Source organism: Bradyrhizobium sp. SMVTL-02 (genome assembly GCF_051853005.1).
GTDB lineage: Bacteria > Pseudomonadota > Alphaproteobacteria > Rhizobiales > Xanthobacteraceae > Bradyrhizobium.
In genome coordinates, this window is record NZ_CP182469.1 from 8123950 (window position 1) to 8142421 (window position 18472).

Consider the following 18472-nt stretch of genomic DNA (forward strand, 5'->3'; position numbering starts at 1 on the left):
ACATATAATCATTCGCGATTGACGGCTCAACTGAACGTGTGGTTGACGAACGGATACGAAGGTATATTGGCCTCGCCCTCGAAAGCGAGATGTCGCTTTCTGCCCGCCAGGCGGAGCTCTTACGATCACTCAAAGTTGTCGCTCGTGCCCTGACGCGCGCATCATGAAACACAGAAGAGAAGTGGTTGGCCGCGCGGAACTCGGAGCCAACGTCGAAGGGTTCGCCGTCTCGGACGACCGATCCTCGCACCGGATGACTACATGGTCCTAGTCGGCATGGCGGCGGGCAAACGTGCTCGAAATCGCCGAGCCGCCAATTGTTGTCGCGCGTGGGTGGAGCGATCAACAGAAGCGCGCCTATGCCATCTCCGACAATCGGCTGACCGCGCCAGCCATTGGTATGACGAGATGCTGGGGCTCGAAACGAACGATCTCTTGCATAGCGGGTTCGAGCTATCGCTGACCGGGATAAGTCTGCACGAGTTGTCGCGCCTATCGGCGGGCGTCAGCGAGCTAGAGCGATGTCGGAATTGCCCGATAGCGACGAGCCCCATACCCGACATGACGTTCATACTGTGATCAGGGGGAGACGGTTGCTGGGCGACCAAGTTCGCGATCCTGCCGCTCCCTCCGAGTTATGCACCAGGCGAAAACCTGCGACGGTGAATGCCAATTTGTTGGGCGATCGCCGATTCGTCCGCGCCGAGCTCCAGCGTCTCTGCACAATTTGCGCTTTGAACTCCTCCGACCAGCGTCGGCGAAGCCGCCGCGGCGCTCCCCCCAAGACGCTCGGCCACCACTTCGATTATATAAGGTTTGAGTTTCAGAATTATGCGCATATATGGAAGGTCACATCGGCTCACAACTCAGCGGCCAATAGCCGATCGCTTACCCACTCCACCAGACGGAGTCTCTGCTTTCAATTGCATAGACTGGCGGGGTTACGCGGGCGCGGTTGTAATGTGTCGGATCAAGGTGGTTACGGCCTCGGTTGCGCTGGCGTGTCGCATCCCGATCCTAAAGGAGGACTGCCTGTGACCACCGCCCGCTACGGCGCTACCGGAGGCGCGCGTCCGGGCGGCTTTGCTCTATCGAGTTACGCCATCACCCCGGGTACGACCAAGACCTTACTGCGTTGATGGGAACGCTCGGCGGGCGGCGGGTCGACCATCCTATATCGGAGACGGCCAAGGTTGAATTGTTCTGCTCGTTCCCGATCGAGCGATTTCGATCACACCGGCAGGGTGGAGCGACTTCGACCGGCGGTGAAGTCGGAAGTCGATCCAGCAGCCCAGCAACGCACCGGGTTCGAAAGCTGACCAGGTGATATTGGTACAAGCAGGCATTGAGGCTATTGACAGGGGCAATGGCGGGGCTCCGACAGGTCGAGCGCTACCGCCGTCAAGACGCGCCGATCACCGGCTTATCTTCAGCGCATGGACGCAACATGGCCGATTGCAGCTTGGCCAGTCGGACCGCGAATCGTGTTCTGGCTCTCAGCGCCGCCACCATCGATCGCCTACTCGTCGATGTGAAGATCGCGGCGACCGGCGGCAGGCGGCGCCGTGCCGGGTTCTATTCGGCAATCCGGCGCGAGGTCCCGATCCGCGCGTTCAATGACTGGAACAGCCCAGAGCCCGGCTTCTGCGAGGTCGACATGGTCGCCATGGCGGCACGTCGGTGGCTGGCTCGTTCATCCAAACCCTCACCATGGTCGATGTCGCCACCGGCTGGACGGAGTGCCTGCCGTTGCTGACGCGGGAAGGTTCGCTCGTCGTCGAGGCGATCAACCGCGCACAGAGCCTGTTCCCCTGGCTGTTGCGCGGCGTGGACTTCGACAACGATAGCGCCTTCAGGAGCGATGTCGTCGTGCCATGGTGTCGTGAACAGAAGCTCGAAGTCACTCGCTCGTGCGCCTATAAGAAGAACGATCAGGCGTTTGTCGAGCAGAAGAATGGCGCCGTCGTCCGCCGCCTCATGGGCTATGGCCGCTTCGATGGCGTCGAGACGGCGCGTATGATGGGCCGCCTCTATGCGGCGGCACGGCTCTACGTCAACTTCTTCAAGCCGTCGTTCAAGCTGAAGGAGGAGCGTCGCGAAGGGGCTAAAGTGATCAAGCGCTATCATCTCCCATCGACGCCCTATGAGCGTGCATTGGCGCATCCCAAGGTGACCGCGGCCGTGAAGAAACGGCTACGCGATCAGTATCGCTCGCTCGATCCGGTCGCGCTGTTGGCGGAGATTCGCGCCACCCAAGAGGAATTAGGTAATCGCGTCGATCGTCGTGCCGGACAGGCGCGCGGGCCGCAACCCGCTCACACTAGCGTCCTGCCAGCGACCGCGGCGACGTTCGCGAAGACGCTCGGCAAGACCGCGACGGTCGGCGAGCCGCGTGCCACGCACCGGCAAACTCGTCGGCCCTATAAGACCAGAGTTCGCATGCCGTCCAAGCTCGACCCGCATATTGCTGCGATTGAAGCCTGGCTCGCCGAGCAGCCGCAGCTCACGGCGCTCGCAATTGTCGGCCGGCTGTGCGAGAAATACCCCGAGGAGTTCGGAAAGACACAGCATTCGATTGTGCAACGTCTGCTGAGGGCGCTCAGACGAACTGCCGAACGGTTGGTCGCCCAGTGCCCGCTCGACGACGCCACGACCGCTGCCCCATTGCCCGGGGTTGTGGACGGCTCGGGCTATGTAGGGCCCGACCCGCCCACAGCCCCTCTCGTCGAGCAAGCCGGGAAAGCCATCTGGCGCGACCCATTTAATCGACATCGGATCGTCATCGGCAATGGCGCCATCAGGGTAACATTCTCAGATGCGGCAATACGGGGGTCAAATTTGCAGACCATGACGTAATTGCGGTCGGCGCCCGTGGCAGACAAGCTCCGTTATCGTGGAGCCCTCGCAATCAAATGATTCGAAGGAGCTCCCATGAAGCAGTACGTCGGGCTGGACGTCTCACGGAGAGAAACCGCTGTGTGCGTTGTCAACGAGACTGGTCAAGTAATCTTCGAAGGAAAAGCCAGGTCTAATCCTGGTGCCTTGACTGATCTGCTTAGCAAACATGCGCCTCTGCCGAGCGTATCGGCTTCGAGACCGGTGCGATGGCGAGTTGGCTATGGCATGAACTTCGCAGGGTTGAGCTTCCGGTGGTCTGCATCGACGCTCGGCATGCGCAGGCAGCCTTGTCGGTCCGAATGAACAAGAGCGATCAGAATGATGCGCGAGGCCTTGCCGAACTGGTGCGGGTTGGATGGTATCGAGAGGTCAAAGTCAAAAGTGCGGAAAGCCAGAATATCCGAGCGATCCTTGTCGCCAGATCTCGGCTAGTGTCCATGCGCCGAGACATCGAGAACCAGGTTCGCAGCTTGATCAAAGAATGTGGATTGCTATTCCCTCGCGCAATCGGCCAACAGTTCCGCAACCAGGTCAGGGAACTCTTGGGCGTCGATCACTTGCTTCTCAGCGTGATATCGCCGCTGCTCTCGATCCATGAGAACGTTTGTCAACAACAACGTAAGTTCGACAACGAGGTCCGCCGGTTGGCAAAGCTGGACGAGACGACGCGTCGCCTGATGACGGTCCCGGGGGGCGGTGTCGTGACGGCCCTAACGTTCCGCCACACGATCGATGACCCCTCGCGCTTCCGATCGGCTTCGACGGTCGGCGCCTACCTAGGCCTTACGCCGAGGCGCAGCCAATCCGGCGAAACCGACACCGACGGAAAGATATCTCGATGGGGCGACCGGCTTCTCCGAACTTACTTGTTCGAGGCCGCCACTGTCCTTCTTTATCGAACCAAAAAGTGGTCTTCCCTAAAGGCCTGGGGCATGAAGCTCGCCAAGCGGATCGGCATGAAGAAGGCAAAGGTCGCCATCGCCCGAAAGATCGCCGTGATTCTCCACTGCATCTGGGTCGATGGCACATCGTTACTGGGACCAGCCGAATCCAACCTGATATTTGCTCGCAAGTTTCTGGTCCGGTCCGCCGGACTGGCGATGTCCCGCTGGGACGGTGGTCGTGGTGACCTCGGTCAATCGGCTGGTGGCGGTTCGCCCGCACTCCGCTGCAAACGTTGAGGCGCCCGATCCGGACATCATCATGAGGCGCTCGCGACCTCGGAAAGGACCATGACCCCAGCTACGACATCAACCCAACCCGCTGAAGCGGCCAACGACGACGATTGCCAAGCCCGCTAGGCAATCGTCTCGCCATCCGCGATCGCTCCGTCTCCGCAACCTGACCGGCTCCGACGGAGCAATCGCTACCGGCGTGTCACTGGAGAGAGAAGAATGGTAGCTTGACAACAAACCGCAATTAAAGGGCCGATTGACAAATCGCCTTTGGGGCTCTCAAGGGCTTCCTGGACGTGCGCTATGGCACCCGCGACGGATCGGCCTGCGCCGAGTTCTCATGGGAAGGGCACGACGAGAATGATCCGAGCTGTGGTCGCGGATGGGCTATGATCGGCACTGCGGGCAGGCTCGTCGGCCACTTCTACATCCACAATGGCGACGATTCAGCCTTCGTCTGCGAACGCGGCTGAGTTCTTCAACAGCTTGCTCTCATGTTTGCTGTCAAGGGACTCGATCAAGCGGAGCCGCTTCCGGCTGAGCGCCCGGACGCTGGACTTCGAAGGTGCCCACGGTAGGAGGCAGGGAAGACGACGGTTGATCAAGCTCTCATGCGCGGGTTGGGCACCGCATGACCGTGGTTTCGTCTTGGGGCTGCCTCGGTCTAGGGGGCGAGCGTCGGCAATGCCGGCTCATAACAGGCCACGAGGATTCCCCACCGCGCCCTGCCTCCTGCCCTAGGCACCGATATGGTCGAGCAGCGCTCTTCAGGCGGCCGGCCCGAGTTGGGCTAGACGAGTGATCGCCCACAGGAAGCCGACCATCTCGCGTGCGATGGCGGTGGTGACAGTCACCTTGGGTTTGCCGGCCGCCGGCAAGCTGCGATAGCGGGCGCAGAGCCTGACGGGCCTTCCAGGCGATATCGCGGATAGCTTGAGGCAGGCGCTCGTTGCGGTCATGGAGCTTGCGACTGACGCGGGCTTGCATGCGATAGGTCCATGCTCCCTCGATCAGAGCCCGCCTGGCCAGAGCGTTGCCAGCCTTGGTGATGCCGCCGCGTCGGATGATGGCGCCGCTCGAATGCTCCGACGGCATGAGGCCGAGAAAGGCCATCAACTGGCGGGGATTGTCGAAGCGAGAGAAGTCGCCGATTTCAGCAACCACCGTCACGGCAACGATGAAGGCGACGCCGCGCATGGCCTGCACGGCCTCAACGAATGGCGTCATCCACATTGTGGCGCCAGCTCCTCGATCCGCTTGATCCAGCAGTCCACACGGGCCTCAGCGTCGGTCACGAATGTAGTCGTGCAGAACGATTTGGCTCGCCGGGTGATCAAAGCGCACCGTGGTGAGCCAGCGACGATAAGCCAGAGTCCACCCCCTTCTTCCCGGCATAGATGCGCCCATGTCGCAGCAGGAAAGCCTTGGAGATTTTGCCGTCCCTTGCCGAGCACACGCATCGCCGTGGCGCGGGCTCTGACCAAGTCGCGCATGGCCTCGTGCGCCGCATCCGGAACCCACACCGCTGTCAGCTCGCCGCTCCGGTGCAGCTTGGCCAGCATCGCCGCATCGCGCCGGTCGGTTTTTACCCGATCCCCGGCCTTCATTGGGATTAGCGAGGGGCCACCACGATGCAATTGTGCCCCAGTGCCGTCAGTTGGCGATGCAGGCCATATCCGCAGGGGCCGGCTTCGTAGCAAAAACTTACCTGCCGGTCACCCTTGCCAAGCTTCTTCGCCAGCTTGTCGATCTGATCGGCGCGATTGGGGATGATCCCCAAGTTACGAATTCCCCGCCGCGCATCTCTTCGGCCACCGCGACCGAAATCGTCGCCTTGTGCACATCCAGCCCCACGAAAATGCTATCGTTCATCAGGCCCGCTCCCCAAGCTTGAGGCTCGGCGCTGGACCATCCGGCGCAACCCTCGATAGGAGCTTGCCGCGGGGCGCGCCGCCCGTCACCTCAGAGGGCGAACGTAGGTCTAGGCCTTCGATGCGATCTCTCGCACGACCTCAGGCATGTGCCGGCTTGCGAAGTACTTTCGTTTCCCTAACTTGGCCGGATAGCGGTAAGTCCAGGCGGTCTCAGCTAAAACCCGGCGCACTCTGGCATTTCCAGTGTTGGTGATGCCACCACGGCGTACGGCATCACCGGTCGAGCGTTCCGAAGGTACAAGGCCGAGATAGACCATTAATTGCCGCGGGTTCCTAAAGCGGCGGACGTCACCAACCTCAACCATGAAGGTCGCCGCGCAAATGAGCCGGACCCCGCGCAAAGCCTGCAAACGTTCGACCACCGGTGTAAGCGGCCAGTCGAGCATGCTGTCTGCGATTGCCTTTTCCAAACGCAATACTCTTTCCCGCACTGCGACTCCGCGACGATCAACTCCTGCAGGACAGTCTGCTGGCCCGAATACGCAAAGCTGAGTCCGTGCATCCAGTACTTCGTTCCCCAGGCTTTCAAGCCGGGAAAATCTTGCCATGTCGCAACAGAAAGGATCGGATCTCCTGTCGTTTGCGGGTCCGATCCTTCACTGCAGCCTCCCGCGCACGGATCAAGTCACGCATAGCTTCATGCGCTGCGTCTGGAGTCCAGATCTCGTCAGTTCGCCGGCATGGAACAAGCGGGCAAGCTTCTCGGCATCCCGGCGGTTTGTTTTTGATCCGATCACCGGGCTTGTGTGGAATCAGCGACGGGGCAATGACAGCACATTCATGGCCAAGTGTTTCGATCTCTCGCTTCAGCCCATATCCCGTCGGCCCAGCCTCATAGCAAAATCTCAAACGCGCGAAGTTGCGGACGAGCCGTCCTACCGACGCGTTGTCAGAAGATATTTCCCCCAGATAGCGAACCTCGCCGTTGCGCCCGCTCTCGGCAACCGCAACTGCATGTCGATCTTTGGAAACATCCAAACCTACGAAAAGGGCGTTGTTGTCTTCCACAGTTCGTCCTCCTGGCGTGAGGATAGGCCCCTTGAGCAACCCTCGTTCAACACCGCCAGTGTAGGGCGAACCACCTCACCGCCGGCATACCAGAAAAGACATACGGTCTTACGATCAAACAAACATTAGGGTCTGTACCTAATTAGCGAACTGTGATTCCCTCGCAGCGGGTTGATTCCACGCGGGGGACTTCGATGCGCAAGGGACTGTTCTGGCTCAACGACAAGCAATGGGCTCTGATAGAGCCGCATCTGCCAACGAACCAGACCGGACCGGTGCGCGATGACGATCGACGCGTCATCAGCGGTATCATTCACATGCTTCAGTGCGGCGCACGCTGGCGCGATTGCCCGCCCGACTATGGTCCGTACACGACGATCTACAATCGTTTCAATCGCTGGGCCAAGCGCGGACATTGGCGGGCGATCTTTGAAGCGCTCGCCCGCTGCGGCAAAGACGGCGTGACTTTGTCCATCGACTCCACCACGATCAAAGCGCATCGCTCGGCGAGCGGCGGAAAAGGGGGGAGCATGAACAAGCGATCGGCCGCTCGCGCGGCGGGCGGACCACGAAAATCCACGCGCTGAGCGACCCTGACTGCAGACCTTGCGCATTTCATCTCACTCCAGGCCAGGACGCTGATATTGCCGCAGCGCCAGCCCTTTTGGAACTCGCGCCACCCATGTCTGCCCTCATTGGCGACAAAGGGTACGACGGCGACGGCTTTCGAGCCGAAATCGTCGATCGTGGTGCCAAGCCTGTCATTCCAAACAAATCCAACAGGGTCACTCTCCACAGCTTCAGCAAACGCGCCTACAAGGGGCGCAACGTCATCGAGCGCTGTTTCTGCCGCCTCAAGGATTTCAGGCGTGTCGCAACTCGCTACGACAAACTAGCCAGGAACTTCTTGGCTGCCATCCATCTCGCCGCCATCGCTGCCTATTGGATCAATTGAGTCCGAGCCCTAGTACAAAATGCAGCAAGCCGCGTGCTATGCCCAACGACAACTGCCCCGAGCAAAATCGTCTCTCGTGCGATCACCAGGTCACCGCTGCTCGGCCGCTACAATTTCCGCCGTTATCTTTTCGCGCTCGGCTTCAATCTCACGAACAAGCATTTGGAAGCTGAATACATTCGACCTCACCCACGACCAAAGCCTATCGCCTTCTCCAAGTGCTCTCGGCCGGAGCGAAGCGGCTCGTAGAACCTCGCAACAAGGATTGGATTCTGAAAAGCGTGCGTGAAGGTCGCTTGCAAATCCCGCAATCAGACGACGGTCTTATGAATAACTGTGCAGTTGGCCAGCATACCGATGTACAATTTTGACGGCATCTCCTCCAACGACTTGAATCGACGCCAAGCACGGCAGGCAAGCTGAACTCAACAGGGTAGGTTGAACCCTACAAGTCTTGGCGGGTGGAAGGTTCAACGAATCAAACTAGGATTGGTTAAAAGGATCGATCATCTTGCATTAGGGAACCGTTGATAAGGAGTGCCAAGCGAAGCGGCCACTGATGTCGGCATCGGGTTTGGCTGCGTAGAATGCCACCATGCTCCAAACGCCTGCCAGTTCATTGGGGCAGAGGCCGGCCATCAGCTGGGATTCTACTCGCATCATAATCCAGCTAGTGGTTTTCGGCTGGCGAAACCCTGGAAACCAGCTTCGGTATCCTAGCTCAAATTCGTCGTGCGCATTGATCGCCTGTCATGAATTTCCTTCACCAGCACCTATCCCCCGTATTCCTGGCGGCGTCCGGGAACGTCTGACCAGATGAAGGAGATCAGACATGGCCTACCAGAAACTGACCAATCAAAGCGGACGGATGCTCAACGGGTCGCTCCTCACGCGTGTTGCCTCGGAGCCGGACCAGCCCGACACGATCATCACGTCGGCGCTGCCGCGGGACGGCAGGCAGACGGTCGACTATGGTAATCTGCAGAATCCTTTTCCGAACTGGCGAGCGATTTCTTGTTCCGATGGCGCGTTTTCACATGAACACCGGAGACTGCCCGTCGGTTCGATTAGCACGTTTTTCAGGGGCTTGGCCATCTTGCGGCAACACGCTATCGGCGCCATTTGTGCCGCGGTCGTTGGAATGTCGCCGCTCTCTGCCGAGCCCTTGGCACTGCGCAGCTATCACGCGCCGATCGGCGAGAGCTCGATCTCCGGCATTTCGTCAGGCGCCTTCATGGCAGTCCAGTTCGGCACAGCCTGGTCCTCGATCGTCAAGGGAGTGGGGGTGGTCGCTGGCGGTCCCTATTGGTGCGCTGAGGCCAAGATGTGGCGTGCGACGGGTCCGTGCATGAAAGGGCCTGCATCGGGCCTGAACATCACGGCGTTCACGACGAAGGCTGATGCGAACGCGTCAGCAGGCAAGATCGATCCGGATAGTAACCTTGCCGGGCAGAAGATCTACCTCTTTCACGGCTACAACGACGCGGTCGTCGATAGGGCCGTCACCGACGCGGCTGCCGACTTCTACCGTCGCTATCTAGGTGACGCCAATCGAGGCAATCTCTTCTATCAGACCGTCCTCGGCGCCGGGCACTCCTTCGTGGTGGCCAAGCAGGGCGACACCGGACTGAATAGCTGCAGTGCTAACAAGGAACCGTATATTGACCAATGCGGCTACGATCAGGCCGGAATCATCCTGCAGCATATTTATGGCCGCCTCAATCCACCTAATCGCGGGCAGCTCGCGGGCGTCGTGAAGAGCTTCGATCAGTCACTCTATACCAGGCCGCAGGCGCCCGCCGCGTTGAGCCTGAGTGATACCGGCTATCTCTTCGTGCCTCAGGACTGCGAGCAAGGCGCCCTCTGCCGTGTCCACGTGGCGCTGCACGGATGCCGCCAGAACGCCCGCGAGATCGGGCTCAAGTTTGTCAATGATACCGGCTACAATGCCTGGGCGGATACGAACCATTTAATCATTCTCTATCCACAGACCAGGACCAGCCTATATCGGCCCACCAATCCGCAGGCCTGCTGGGACTGGTGGGGCTACGTCAATCACACGAGCAGCTACGTGACGACGTCTGGGGCGCAGATCCAAGCGATCAAAGCCATGCTCGACGCGCTCGCGGCCGATGGCGCGACGCCGGTCAGCGCGACGCGGCAATTGACATCAGCACCTCAGGGGCTCACGGTGATCGATGCTTCGGATACTAGCGTTGATCTGGTCTGGTCGCCGCTGGCAGGAGCATCGACTTACCGCGTGCTGCGTGCAGGCCCTGATGACACATTTCAGAGGATCGGCGAGGTTGCAGGAGCTAGCTTCGGCGATTCCGATCTTAGGCCGCAAACAACATATCGCTGGCGCGTCTCGGCCGTTCTCAATGGAGCAGAAGGACCCGCGTCCGAGGAGGCCAGCGCGACCACGCGCTCGACGCCTCCACGCTGCAAGCATCCGGGGACTTGCCCGGTGACCCAATAGAAGACTCTTGGCCTCTACCGCCTGCGACGAGAGGCCGGTTCGCATCGGCGCCGTGCCAATCCTGGCAATCTCATCTTCCAGGCGTGGAGACGCTCCGCGGGGACGTTTAAGCTAACTGAGATCTTTTATGAAGTGGGCGTTGACCTTGCCCCACGGGCATAATCCAGTTTGAAGTTCGTTCTGGCCGACGACAAGGACCAGAGCATGAAGCGCAGCCGCTTTTCGGAAGAGATGGGGTATTCGGTCCCGATCGTCTGACCTATTTGCTGCGCGGCACGTTTTGGCTGACGATCATGGACCAACTCCATCCGAAGGAGAAAAGTCATGATCTACGTCGGCCTCGATGTTTTGCTGAATTCCGCTGCGGTATGTGCGGTGGACGAGACCGGAAAGCTTATCCGGGAGGGAACCACCTTGGCGGATGCGCCATCGATTGTGCAGTACCTCGAACCATGGGCTGGTCAAGTTCAACGGGTGGGCCTTGAGGCAGGACCGACGTCAGAATGGCTGACCGCAAATCTAATCGAACTGGGCCGCCGGCCGTCAGTTTGGAAGCCCGCCAGGTTAAGGCGGCACTTTCGGCCATGCCGGTGAAGACCGATCGGAATGACGCCCGTGGGATCGCGCAGGTGGTGAGAACGGGATGGTTCAAGCCTGTTCACGTCAAGAGCATCGGCAGTCAAAGGGCCCGGACGCTGGCCGCGGCTCGCAAGCATATCATCCGCTCCATCGCTGCCGCAGAGCAAGTCATCCGCGGACTTCTGCGTCCGCTCGGTCTCAAAGTCGGAGTCGTCTCGCGGAGTCTGTTCGCGACGCGAGTTCGTGAGTTGGTCGGCGATGACGACTTGCTGGAGGCGATCATGAATCCGCTGCTTGCCGGACGCGAAGCGCTGATGCGGGAGTACGGCCGACTGCATCGTCTGGTTCTGAAGGCCGTGCGCAGTGACCCGGCTTGTCGGCTCTTGATGACAATGCCGGGATCGGCCCGGTCTCTGCGTTGACCTTCCGCTCCACTGTGGACGATCCGAGGCGATTCCTGCATTCCCAATCCGTCGGTGCCTATCTGGGGTTAACGCCCCGGCGATACCAATCTGGCGAGCTTGATCGGGTGGGACGGATCACAAAAGTCGGAGATGGAGAGACGCGCACAGCCCTGTTCGAAGCTGCCAACGTTGTTCTCAGGCCATCAACCCGATGGTCTCCGATGAAGGCTTGGGCGGTGCGTGTTGCCCACCGGCAAGGAAGCAAGCGAGCGAAGGTCGCGCTGGCCAGAAAGATGGCTGTCGTCCTTCACCGAATGTGGGTTGATGGAACCGAATTCCGATGGACGGCGGTGGCGTAAGGACGCCATCGCCATCCCAAGAGACGCCCGTCGCGGGGCGTGGGGATGGTCGAGTTCGTATGATCTGTCGTGACGTCCGCCCTCCAGGCGGCTGACTACGCCGAAGAGCTTGAACCGACCATTCAACCGAATCCCATCGTGTGGCGGCTTTGCCGACCACGAACAGAAGCAAGGTACCCGCGGCACGCGCTCTTGAGGGATTGACAGAAGCAGACCGAATACAGAAGCAGATCATCGGGACTTTGAAGGAGCACGAGGCTGGCGTGTCGGTTGCCGATCTGTGCCGGAAGCACGGCGTCAGCGACGCCAGCATCTACAAATGGAAAGCCAAGTTTGGCTGGATGGAGGTGTCGGAGTCTAAGCGGCTGAAGGCACTGGAGGATGAGAACACGCGGCTGAAGCGGCTGCTGGCGGATGCCATGCTCGACAATGTCGCGCTGAAGGACTTGCTGGGAAAGAATGTATGGTCCGCCCCGTCCGCGCAAGGGTTCGTAACAGCAAAAATGACGCTTCCAGTTGCATAAATGTATCCGGCCTCTCGCGAGTGGACTGCGGTTGCAGCCAGGCCATGATGAGATCCGCGCACGCCGTTCCCAATAAATGGTTCGGGCACGAAGCCCGCTTTTTTGCACAGGGCTTACGGCATGTTGATCCACTGTTTCGTCATCACTGTTCCCGAGCCTTGCAATCGAAGCCAGAAGCGTCAGGTGAAAGCAGGATCTCTGCGTTCGTAGAGAGCTCCAGGCTTGTTCAAGACCACCCAGACAATTCGGGCCATCTTGGCCGCTAGGGCGACGCCGGCCTTGTTCGGATGCATCCGAGCCTGCAGCCCGTCGAGCCAGTTTCCTAGGCGATCGCGCGTCCGGTCCAAATGCCGGAAGCAAGATCGCGCGCCATGCACTAAAAGTGTTCTCACATGACGGTTGCCGCGTTTGCTGACGCCAAGCAACCTCTGTCGAGTATTGCCTGGGCACTAACCCCAGCCAGGCAGCAAGGTCGCGGGCCTTGCGAAACTGCAGCCCATCACCGATCGCGGCAAGTACAGCGGTCGCACCCAATGCGCCGATACCAGGGATTGTCATCAGCCGGCGTGTGACGTCCTCTCGATCGGCGACCGCTTCGATCTCCTGTGTCACTTCGCGGATCCGTTCTTCGAGGCAGCGGAGATCAGCGAAAAGATCGCCCACCAGGCGACGCATCACTGGTGACAAATCGTTTCCTTCGTCATTCAAAGCGCGCGGCAACTCGAGTTTGAATATTCCGACACCCTGACGCAAAGGTGCGCCGTACTCGAGGCAGAAAGCCCGCATCTGATTGATCAGGCGTGTCCTCGAGCCGACAATCTGCTCACGGATCCGATGCAGCGCTTGAAGATCGACTTGGTCCTCCTCCTTCACGGCGACGAAGCGCATTGTCTGTCGCGTCGCGGCCTCAGCGATCGCCTCAGCGTCGATGATATCGTTCTTGTTTGACTTCACGTAGGGCTTCACGAATTGCGCGGGGTAGCGTCAGTTCCTCGTCATCCAACAAGTCCGCCAGACCATCCACCCGTTGCCGGCCTTGCCCGACAATGATTCCGAACTCAGCAAAGTGAGCCCGAATGGCGCAAGCTGTCATGGTGCGTTGGCGGACCAGCAAGCCTCTTGCACGATGAAGCATCAAGAAGCCCTGGTTCTCGACGCTCTTGATTAGAACGAACGCATATTGACGGGTGACCGCTTGGCAGATCGCGGCCGCGTCAGCGGCGTCATTCTGGGCTCCTCTTCGTACGTAGGGTTTAACATAGGCTGATTGGATCAATCTCACATCGTGTCCCAACTGCCGAATCTTCCCGCGCCCAGTGGTGAGCAGTCGCGCAGCCCTCAATGCCGACCAGGCAAGGTGCGAGCGAGGAGAAGAACGACACGATCTCGCCTCGCCGGAGGCGTAGGCGACCGGCCACTTGGCCATGGCCATCAACTGCATGGACGTGAAAGACGTGCTTCGAAATGTCCAACCCAATTGTCGCGATGCTGGCGGGCCGATTTCAACGATGCACGACCACACTCGCGGCTCGGATGGAAGACGCCGTCCGAGTTCGCCTTGACCTGCCATCCCCGCCGGGATCTGGCGCTGCGCTATGCCGAGGGCTCCGCGCCAGCTCCCGTCGCTACCACCGCCCAACCGAGCAAATCCAACAGCCGCGGCGAACTCAGGACTGGATAAAACTTGATGTGGTGGAACGGCCCGCTCCAACAGCATCAAAGTGCTAGAACGTGGTCGTTGTTCGAACGCCACAAAGGAGGGACCGTTCCGTGAAACAGGTTATCACCATCGGGCTCGATCTGGCCAAGCACGTTTTCCAGGTTCACGGGGCGGATGCCGAGGACTCACCCGTGTTCAACCGGAAGCTACGGCGCAGCGAAGTTCTGCGTTTCTTTGAGAAGCTGCCATCATGCCTGGTGGGAATGGAAGCATGCGGTAGCGCCCGCTATTGGGCACGCGAGATCGTAGCTCTCGGTCATGAGGTCCGGCTCATTCCGCCGGCTTATGTCAAACCCTTCGTCAAGCGTGGTAAGACGGATGGGGCGGACGCGGAGGCCATCAGCGAAGCGGTGACCCGAAAGACCATGCGCTTCGTGCCGATTAAGACGGCTGAGCAATAGGCTGCCGCGATGGTGCTGAAGACCCGCGCTCTTCTAGTGCGGCAGCGAACGCAGGCGGTCAACGCGTTGCGCGCGCATCTGGCAGAATTGGCATCATCGCCACCGCCGGCCTGGCGAAGGTTGAGGCGCTGGTCGCAATCATACGGGATGAGACAGATGCCCGCCTGCCCGCAGCAGCGCGTTTCGCGCTGACGGCTATTGCCGACCAGATTGAAGCTTCAGCCGACCAGATCGAGAGGCTCGAGCGCGCAATCGTCGTGGAGGCCAAGCGCGACGAGGACATGCGTCGGTTGACCACAATCCCTGGCGGCCGCACCATCAAAGGGCCGGACAGATGGCAGCATCCGACTACGTGCCGCTCTTCTTCAAAAATCGTTTGCATCTTGCGGGGCTTCCACAGATGAGTACGCGGCGGGTGACCGAGAAACGAGAGAGTAGGGCACCTTCTCATGTGGCGCCCGCGTATACCATAGGTTCTTCGAGACCGCCGACTGTTGGGTCGAGTATAACGGAGAGGAACCATGAGCCTCGGAGCCATTCTGGCGCACTGGGGATGACAAGACCCGCACTCGTGAACTAGTTCGATGCGGTAGGAGTGACCATGCATCTGTGGCAGCGGTGCGTCTCGAGTATGATCTTGCCCCCATATGTGGAACGGCCCGCGAGGCAAGAGCTTTTTGCGCGCGGCACAATATGGCCGCTGGCCTCGATGAGATCGCGGAACGAGAAACCAAATCAAGTTTACGCGCTTGAGCGCATTGGGGGCAGTAGCTTCACTCGTTTCGGGATTTCGTCCCAAGGGTTCATCGCCTGTTGTTGCACCATTGCCCTCTGCCGGCCTACGCCGATGAAGCTGCTGGCCCGTATGGGAGTTCGCAGACCGGAACCAAATCATAATGCGTGCTCTAGGCACGGTGAGTACGCCTGGTTCTTCCGGCTTCGTCTCGCCGACTGTTGCGTCATACCCTACCTTCGACCGACTACATCTCGGACGACCTCAGGTCCGCCAAGGTCACGCCTTGGCAGCGACCGGAGCTCTGTAATTCTCCTGCTTCAGAAGCAGCGCCCAGACGATCCGCGCTGTCTTGTTGGCCAACGCGACTGTTACAAGCATGCGCGGTTGCGAGCCAGCATCTGTTCGAGCCGAGAACCCTTCGGCGCCCCCGCTTGCTTGCCTGCTTTACGACGGCGCTACTGCCGATGATGAGCAGGCGTCTGAGCGTGCGTTCGCCCATTTTGGAAGTTGCACCGAGCTTCTGCTTGCCGCCTGTCGATCTTTGAAGAGGCGTGAGACCTAACCAGGCGGCGAAGTCACGCCCCTTGGCAAAGTGTCGGCTGGCGGGGCTAAGGCGACGATCGCAGTGGCTGAGATTGGGCCGATACCTGGGATCGTCATTAGCCTGCGGGATGCTTCATCTTCCCGAGCGCGCCTAGCGATCTCGTTGTCGAGATCCTCAATCTTGCCGTTCAGGCTGTCTAGCAGGTCTAGCATCACTCGGAACATGGCGCGGGCCTCCACGGGAAGCGAATTAACCATCTCTTCTTCCTCGATCAGGTCGGCGAGCATCGCCACATGCGACGGCCCCTTGGGCGCGACCCAACCATATTCCGTGAGGTGTCCCCGGACCGCGTTGATGAGCTGAGTTCGCTGCCGCACTAGCAGATCACGGGTTCTAAACGCCAGGTCGGCCGCCTGCTGCTCTTTGCTCTTAACGGCTAGGAACCGCATGCTGGGCCGCTGAGCGGCTTCACAAATCGCCTCGGCATCGATCGCGTCGTTCTTCTGTCGCTTTACGAACGGCTTTACGTAGGCTGGCGGGATCAGCCGCACCGGTTGGCCAAGCTGAGTGAGCTGGCGAGCCCAGTGATGAGCACCGCCACACGCTTCCAACGCGACGGTACAACTCGGCTGGGCTGCAAAGAAGTCCAGTAGTTTTCCCCGAGTAATCCGTTTGCTGAATACATTCGCCCGTTCCCGTCCGCTCCATGAGCGTGGAAAACATGTTTGGCGATATCCAGACCGATTATGCTAACCTCCGCCACGGATGCCTCCCTTAAGTCGTGCTAAACACCTCCACTTTGGCGCATCGATGCCGTCGGCGGGGCGTCCACCCCATCATAAGTCTTCGTCGATGTTCGGTTCGCCGCGACACAGAACGCCTTTGAATCGGAGCAAAGGTTGCGATGACCATCAACCGAGCTCCGGCGGAACAGTAATGATGAAGTTGCCATCACGCCTTGAGCGGAATTATAGGTCGCGCAATTCAGCTAGCTACTCAATCGGTGCCGGCGCTCTTTCGACTTGACGCAGTTGGCCGGCTGTTCCAAATAGTTTGGCGCACGAGATGCATTGCTGCCAGCGCAGCCGTGAAGACCATCGTCAGCAGCAGGATCGCCACGGTGGCTTCGCGGATGTCCTGAACCTGCCAGCTATACCCCCTGGCGTCGACCGCTCGACCTGTTTGTCCAATTATCCATGGCACGATATGTGTGAGGCCGGCGCTTACGTAAAAAAGGATGCCAATCGCTGGTAGCTTAGGGCTCATCCTTGGATACGGCTGGAGGCAGCTACGGCGGAGATAGAGCGCGAAGGCGTAAAAAATCAGCCATGAGGTAAGAAGCCAACCAAGATAGTTGGAGAGAGGAACACCGAATACCCCACCGCCGTCGTGCCATATCCAGACCTTGGCGATTGTCGCGTTGGGGGCATCCATCACAAGATCCCATTGGGTCATCACGAACGCAGCGACGACGGGCAGGGCGATCAAGTTGAAAAGGCGATGGAGCTGACGGTCGGCGCCATCAAGCAGAACCGACGCGACTACCCAGGAAAAATAACCGGCTCCGAACCATAGCGGTCCCACAATAATCGGAATCAAGCCGACGTGCGACAAGTTCGGTCCTACCTCGAAATGATAGACGCCGAATGGAAAGCCCGTGGCGGTGCTGAGATTCTCCATCGCAAATGCAATTGCATTGCAAGCAACGAACAGGACCAAGGCTCGCCGTGGACCATAGTCAAAAGTGGCATGGACCAGCGCGCAGCCAATGAAAATCGCCGCGAGCGCTTGCGCAAGCGGGGTTGGATTCCAGGAAAACCCAATTGCCGCAGCAAGAATGCCAGCGATGGCCAACCAAAGCGCGGGCTCCTGCCGCGCCCAGAATCTGCTGCGCGCAACATTATCTAACGTCATTGCGCATCGTTTCCGTCGGCTGAGCGAGCAATCAACGGCAACGCAGTTGCGTTGACTATCCACCCTATCTATTGCAAGAAAATGGCACTGCTTGGTCTCTTCTGAACCTGTGAATCTTGCCGAAGAGATCTTTTCTTTCCTTAGTCTCCCAAGCGTATGCGCGCGGATAGTCAGGTATAAGAATAATCGCCGCGCCGAAAGTTTGTTCACCTCGGAGGGAATAGTGCGCGATCGACCCAATTTGGCACTTGGCGAATTGCTTACCTTGCTACAGATGACGGACCGGCCATCTTGTCTCTCAGCCTTCGCTGAACGGTTTCGACCAGAGCCGCTCCGCGAAATCCAGATGGCACTTCATTACTCCCGAGGGAGTTTTGGAATTGGCAAGAGTTTTCAGAAGATTGGTTTGAGCGTGCAGAGAGGAAGCAGCCAGCTTTGCCCCCTCCTTCAATGCCGCAGCGAACAGGTCTGTTGTCTCTTCGAGAGATATTTTCCATTCTGGAGGCGCAAATGAATGGCTTGATGCGGCCCTCGCTGATTCTCCAACATCGTGCGTAGTGCCAGCCGCTCCAGAGGTTGATGCCTGGGCGGCCTGTTCGAGCTCCGGATCTGTCTTTCGTTCGCGTTTCTCGTATTCGGGGCTTCTCGCGGGCATTCAACGTCTCCCCATCTGAACAGGATCGCAGCGCTGCGTGGTCTAGATCCGACCAAGAGGCTTCCGGAAAGTACCACAAGCGGCAACATACCGAACCTATCTCATTTGGTAGCACTTGCTCAATCGGGATCGCTTAAGCGGATACCCAACAGGACGTGAATTGCCAGAGAGCTACCTAGCCGAACTC

7 protein-coding genes and 10 pseudogenes are annotated in these 18472 nt (G+C 59.4%); 9 read left to right on the top strand and 8 right to left on the bottom strand.

From position 1 onward, the window contains the following. Nucleotides 1-1680: 1680 nt before the first annotated feature. The 3 genes and pseudogenes from ACNJYB_RS38920 (at nucleotide 1681) to ACNJYB_RS38930 (ending at nucleotide 4546) form a co-directional block, all read left to right on the top strand. A complete protein-coding gene (locus ACNJYB_RS38920; RefSeq protein ID WP_439371782.1) occupies nucleotides 1681-2856 on the top strand; it encodes a hypothetical protein in 1176 nt (391 codons plus the stop codon). A 75-nt stretch (nucleotides 2857-2931) separates the two neighbouring features. Beyond that, a pseudogene (locus ACNJYB_RS38925) lies at nucleotides 2932-3957 on the top strand (IS110 family transposase). Between the two features lie 379 nt (nucleotides 3958-4336). Continuing rightward, entirely contained in the window at nucleotides 4337-4546 is a 210-nt protein-coding gene (locus ACNJYB_RS38930) for a hypothetical protein (protein ID WP_061882397.1), read from the top strand. Between the two features lie 294 nt (nucleotides 4547-4840). Here the strand turns inward: ACNJYB_RS38930 and ACNJYB_RS38935 are convergent. From ACNJYB_RS38935 to ACNJYB_RS38945, 3 genes and pseudogenes are all read right to left on the bottom strand, one after another. Further along, nucleotides 4841-5945, bottom strand: a pseudogene (locus ACNJYB_RS38935) (IS110 family transposase). Between the two features lie 109 nt (nucleotides 5946-6054). Beyond that, on the bottom strand, nucleotides 6055-6423 hold the full coding sequence (locus ACNJYB_RS38940) for a transposase (RefSeq protein ID WP_439371783.1): 369 nt from the start codon (nucleotides 6421-6423) through the stop codon (nucleotides 6055-6057). Nucleotides 6424-6532: 109 nt separating this feature from the next. Beyond that, on the bottom strand, nucleotides 6533-7015 hold the full coding sequence (locus tag ACNJYB_RS38945) for a hypothetical protein (RefSeq protein ID WP_439371784.1): 483 nt from the start codon (nucleotides 7013-7015) through the stop codon (nucleotides 6533-6535). A gap of 194 nt (nucleotides 7016-7209) precedes the next feature. On the opposite strand from ACNJYB_RS38945, the pseudogene ACNJYB_RS38950 reads away from it, so the two are divergent. From ACNJYB_RS38950 to ACNJYB_RS38965, 4 genes and pseudogenes are all read left to right on the top strand, one after another. Then, nucleotides 7210-7970: pseudogene (locus tag ACNJYB_RS38950) on the top strand (IS5 family transposase). Nucleotides 7971-8802: 832 nt separating this feature from the next. Next, on the top strand, nucleotides 8803-10449 hold the full coding sequence (locus tag ACNJYB_RS38955) for an extracellular catalytic domain type 2 short-chain-length polyhydroxyalkanoate depolymerase (RefSeq protein WP_439371785.1): 1647 nt from the start codon (nucleotides 8803-8805) through the stop codon (nucleotides 10447-10449). Nucleotides 10450-10773: 324 nt separating this feature from the next. Next, nucleotides 10774-11791 (top strand): annotated as a pseudogene (locus tag ACNJYB_RS38960) (IS110 family transposase). Between the two features lie 200 nt (nucleotides 11792-11991). After that, nucleotides 11992-12255: pseudogene (locus ACNJYB_RS38965) on the top strand (transposase); the annotation flags it as partial. Nucleotides 12256-12494: 239 nt separating this feature from the next. Here the strand turns inward: ACNJYB_RS38965 and ACNJYB_RS38970 are convergent. After that, a pseudogene (locus ACNJYB_RS38970) lies at nucleotides 12495-13293 on the bottom strand (IS110 family transposase); the annotation flags it as partial. 22 nt (nucleotides 13294-13315) lie between these two features. Further along, a pseudogene (locus tag ACNJYB_RS38975) lies at nucleotides 13316-13802 on the bottom strand (IS110 family transposase); the annotation flags it as partial. On the opposite strand from ACNJYB_RS38975, the pseudogene ACNJYB_RS38980 reads away from it, so the two are divergent. Both ACNJYB_RS38980 and ACNJYB_RS38985 read left to right on the top strand, forming a co-directional pair. Then, nucleotides 13799-13996, top strand: a pseudogene (locus ACNJYB_RS38980) (IS3 family transposase); the annotation flags it as partial. The pseudogenes ACNJYB_RS38975 and ACNJYB_RS38980 overlap by 4 nt on opposite strands. 89 nt (nucleotides 13997-14085) lie before the next feature. Continuing rightward, a pseudogene (locus ACNJYB_RS38985) lies at nucleotides 14086-14744 on the top strand (IS110 family transposase); the annotation flags it as partial. 704 nt (nucleotides 14745-15448) lie between these two features. Here ACNJYB_RS38985 and ACNJYB_RS38990 read toward each other — a convergent pair. From ACNJYB_RS38990 to ACNJYB_RS39000, 3 genes and pseudogenes are all read right to left on the bottom strand, one after another. After that, nucleotides 15449-16479 (bottom strand): annotated as a pseudogene (locus tag ACNJYB_RS38990) (IS110 family transposase). Between the two features lie 233 nt (nucleotides 16480-16712). Further along, entirely contained in the window at nucleotides 16713-17630 is a 918-nt protein-coding gene (locus ACNJYB_RS38995; protein WP_439371786.1) for a carotenoid biosynthesis protein, read from the bottom strand. 298 nt (nucleotides 17631-17928) lie between these two features. Next, entirely contained in the window at nucleotides 17929-18285 is a 357-nt protein-coding gene (locus tag ACNJYB_RS39000) for a hypothetical protein (RefSeq protein ID WP_439371787.1), read from the bottom strand. Nucleotides 18286-18472 lie beyond the last annotated feature (187 nt).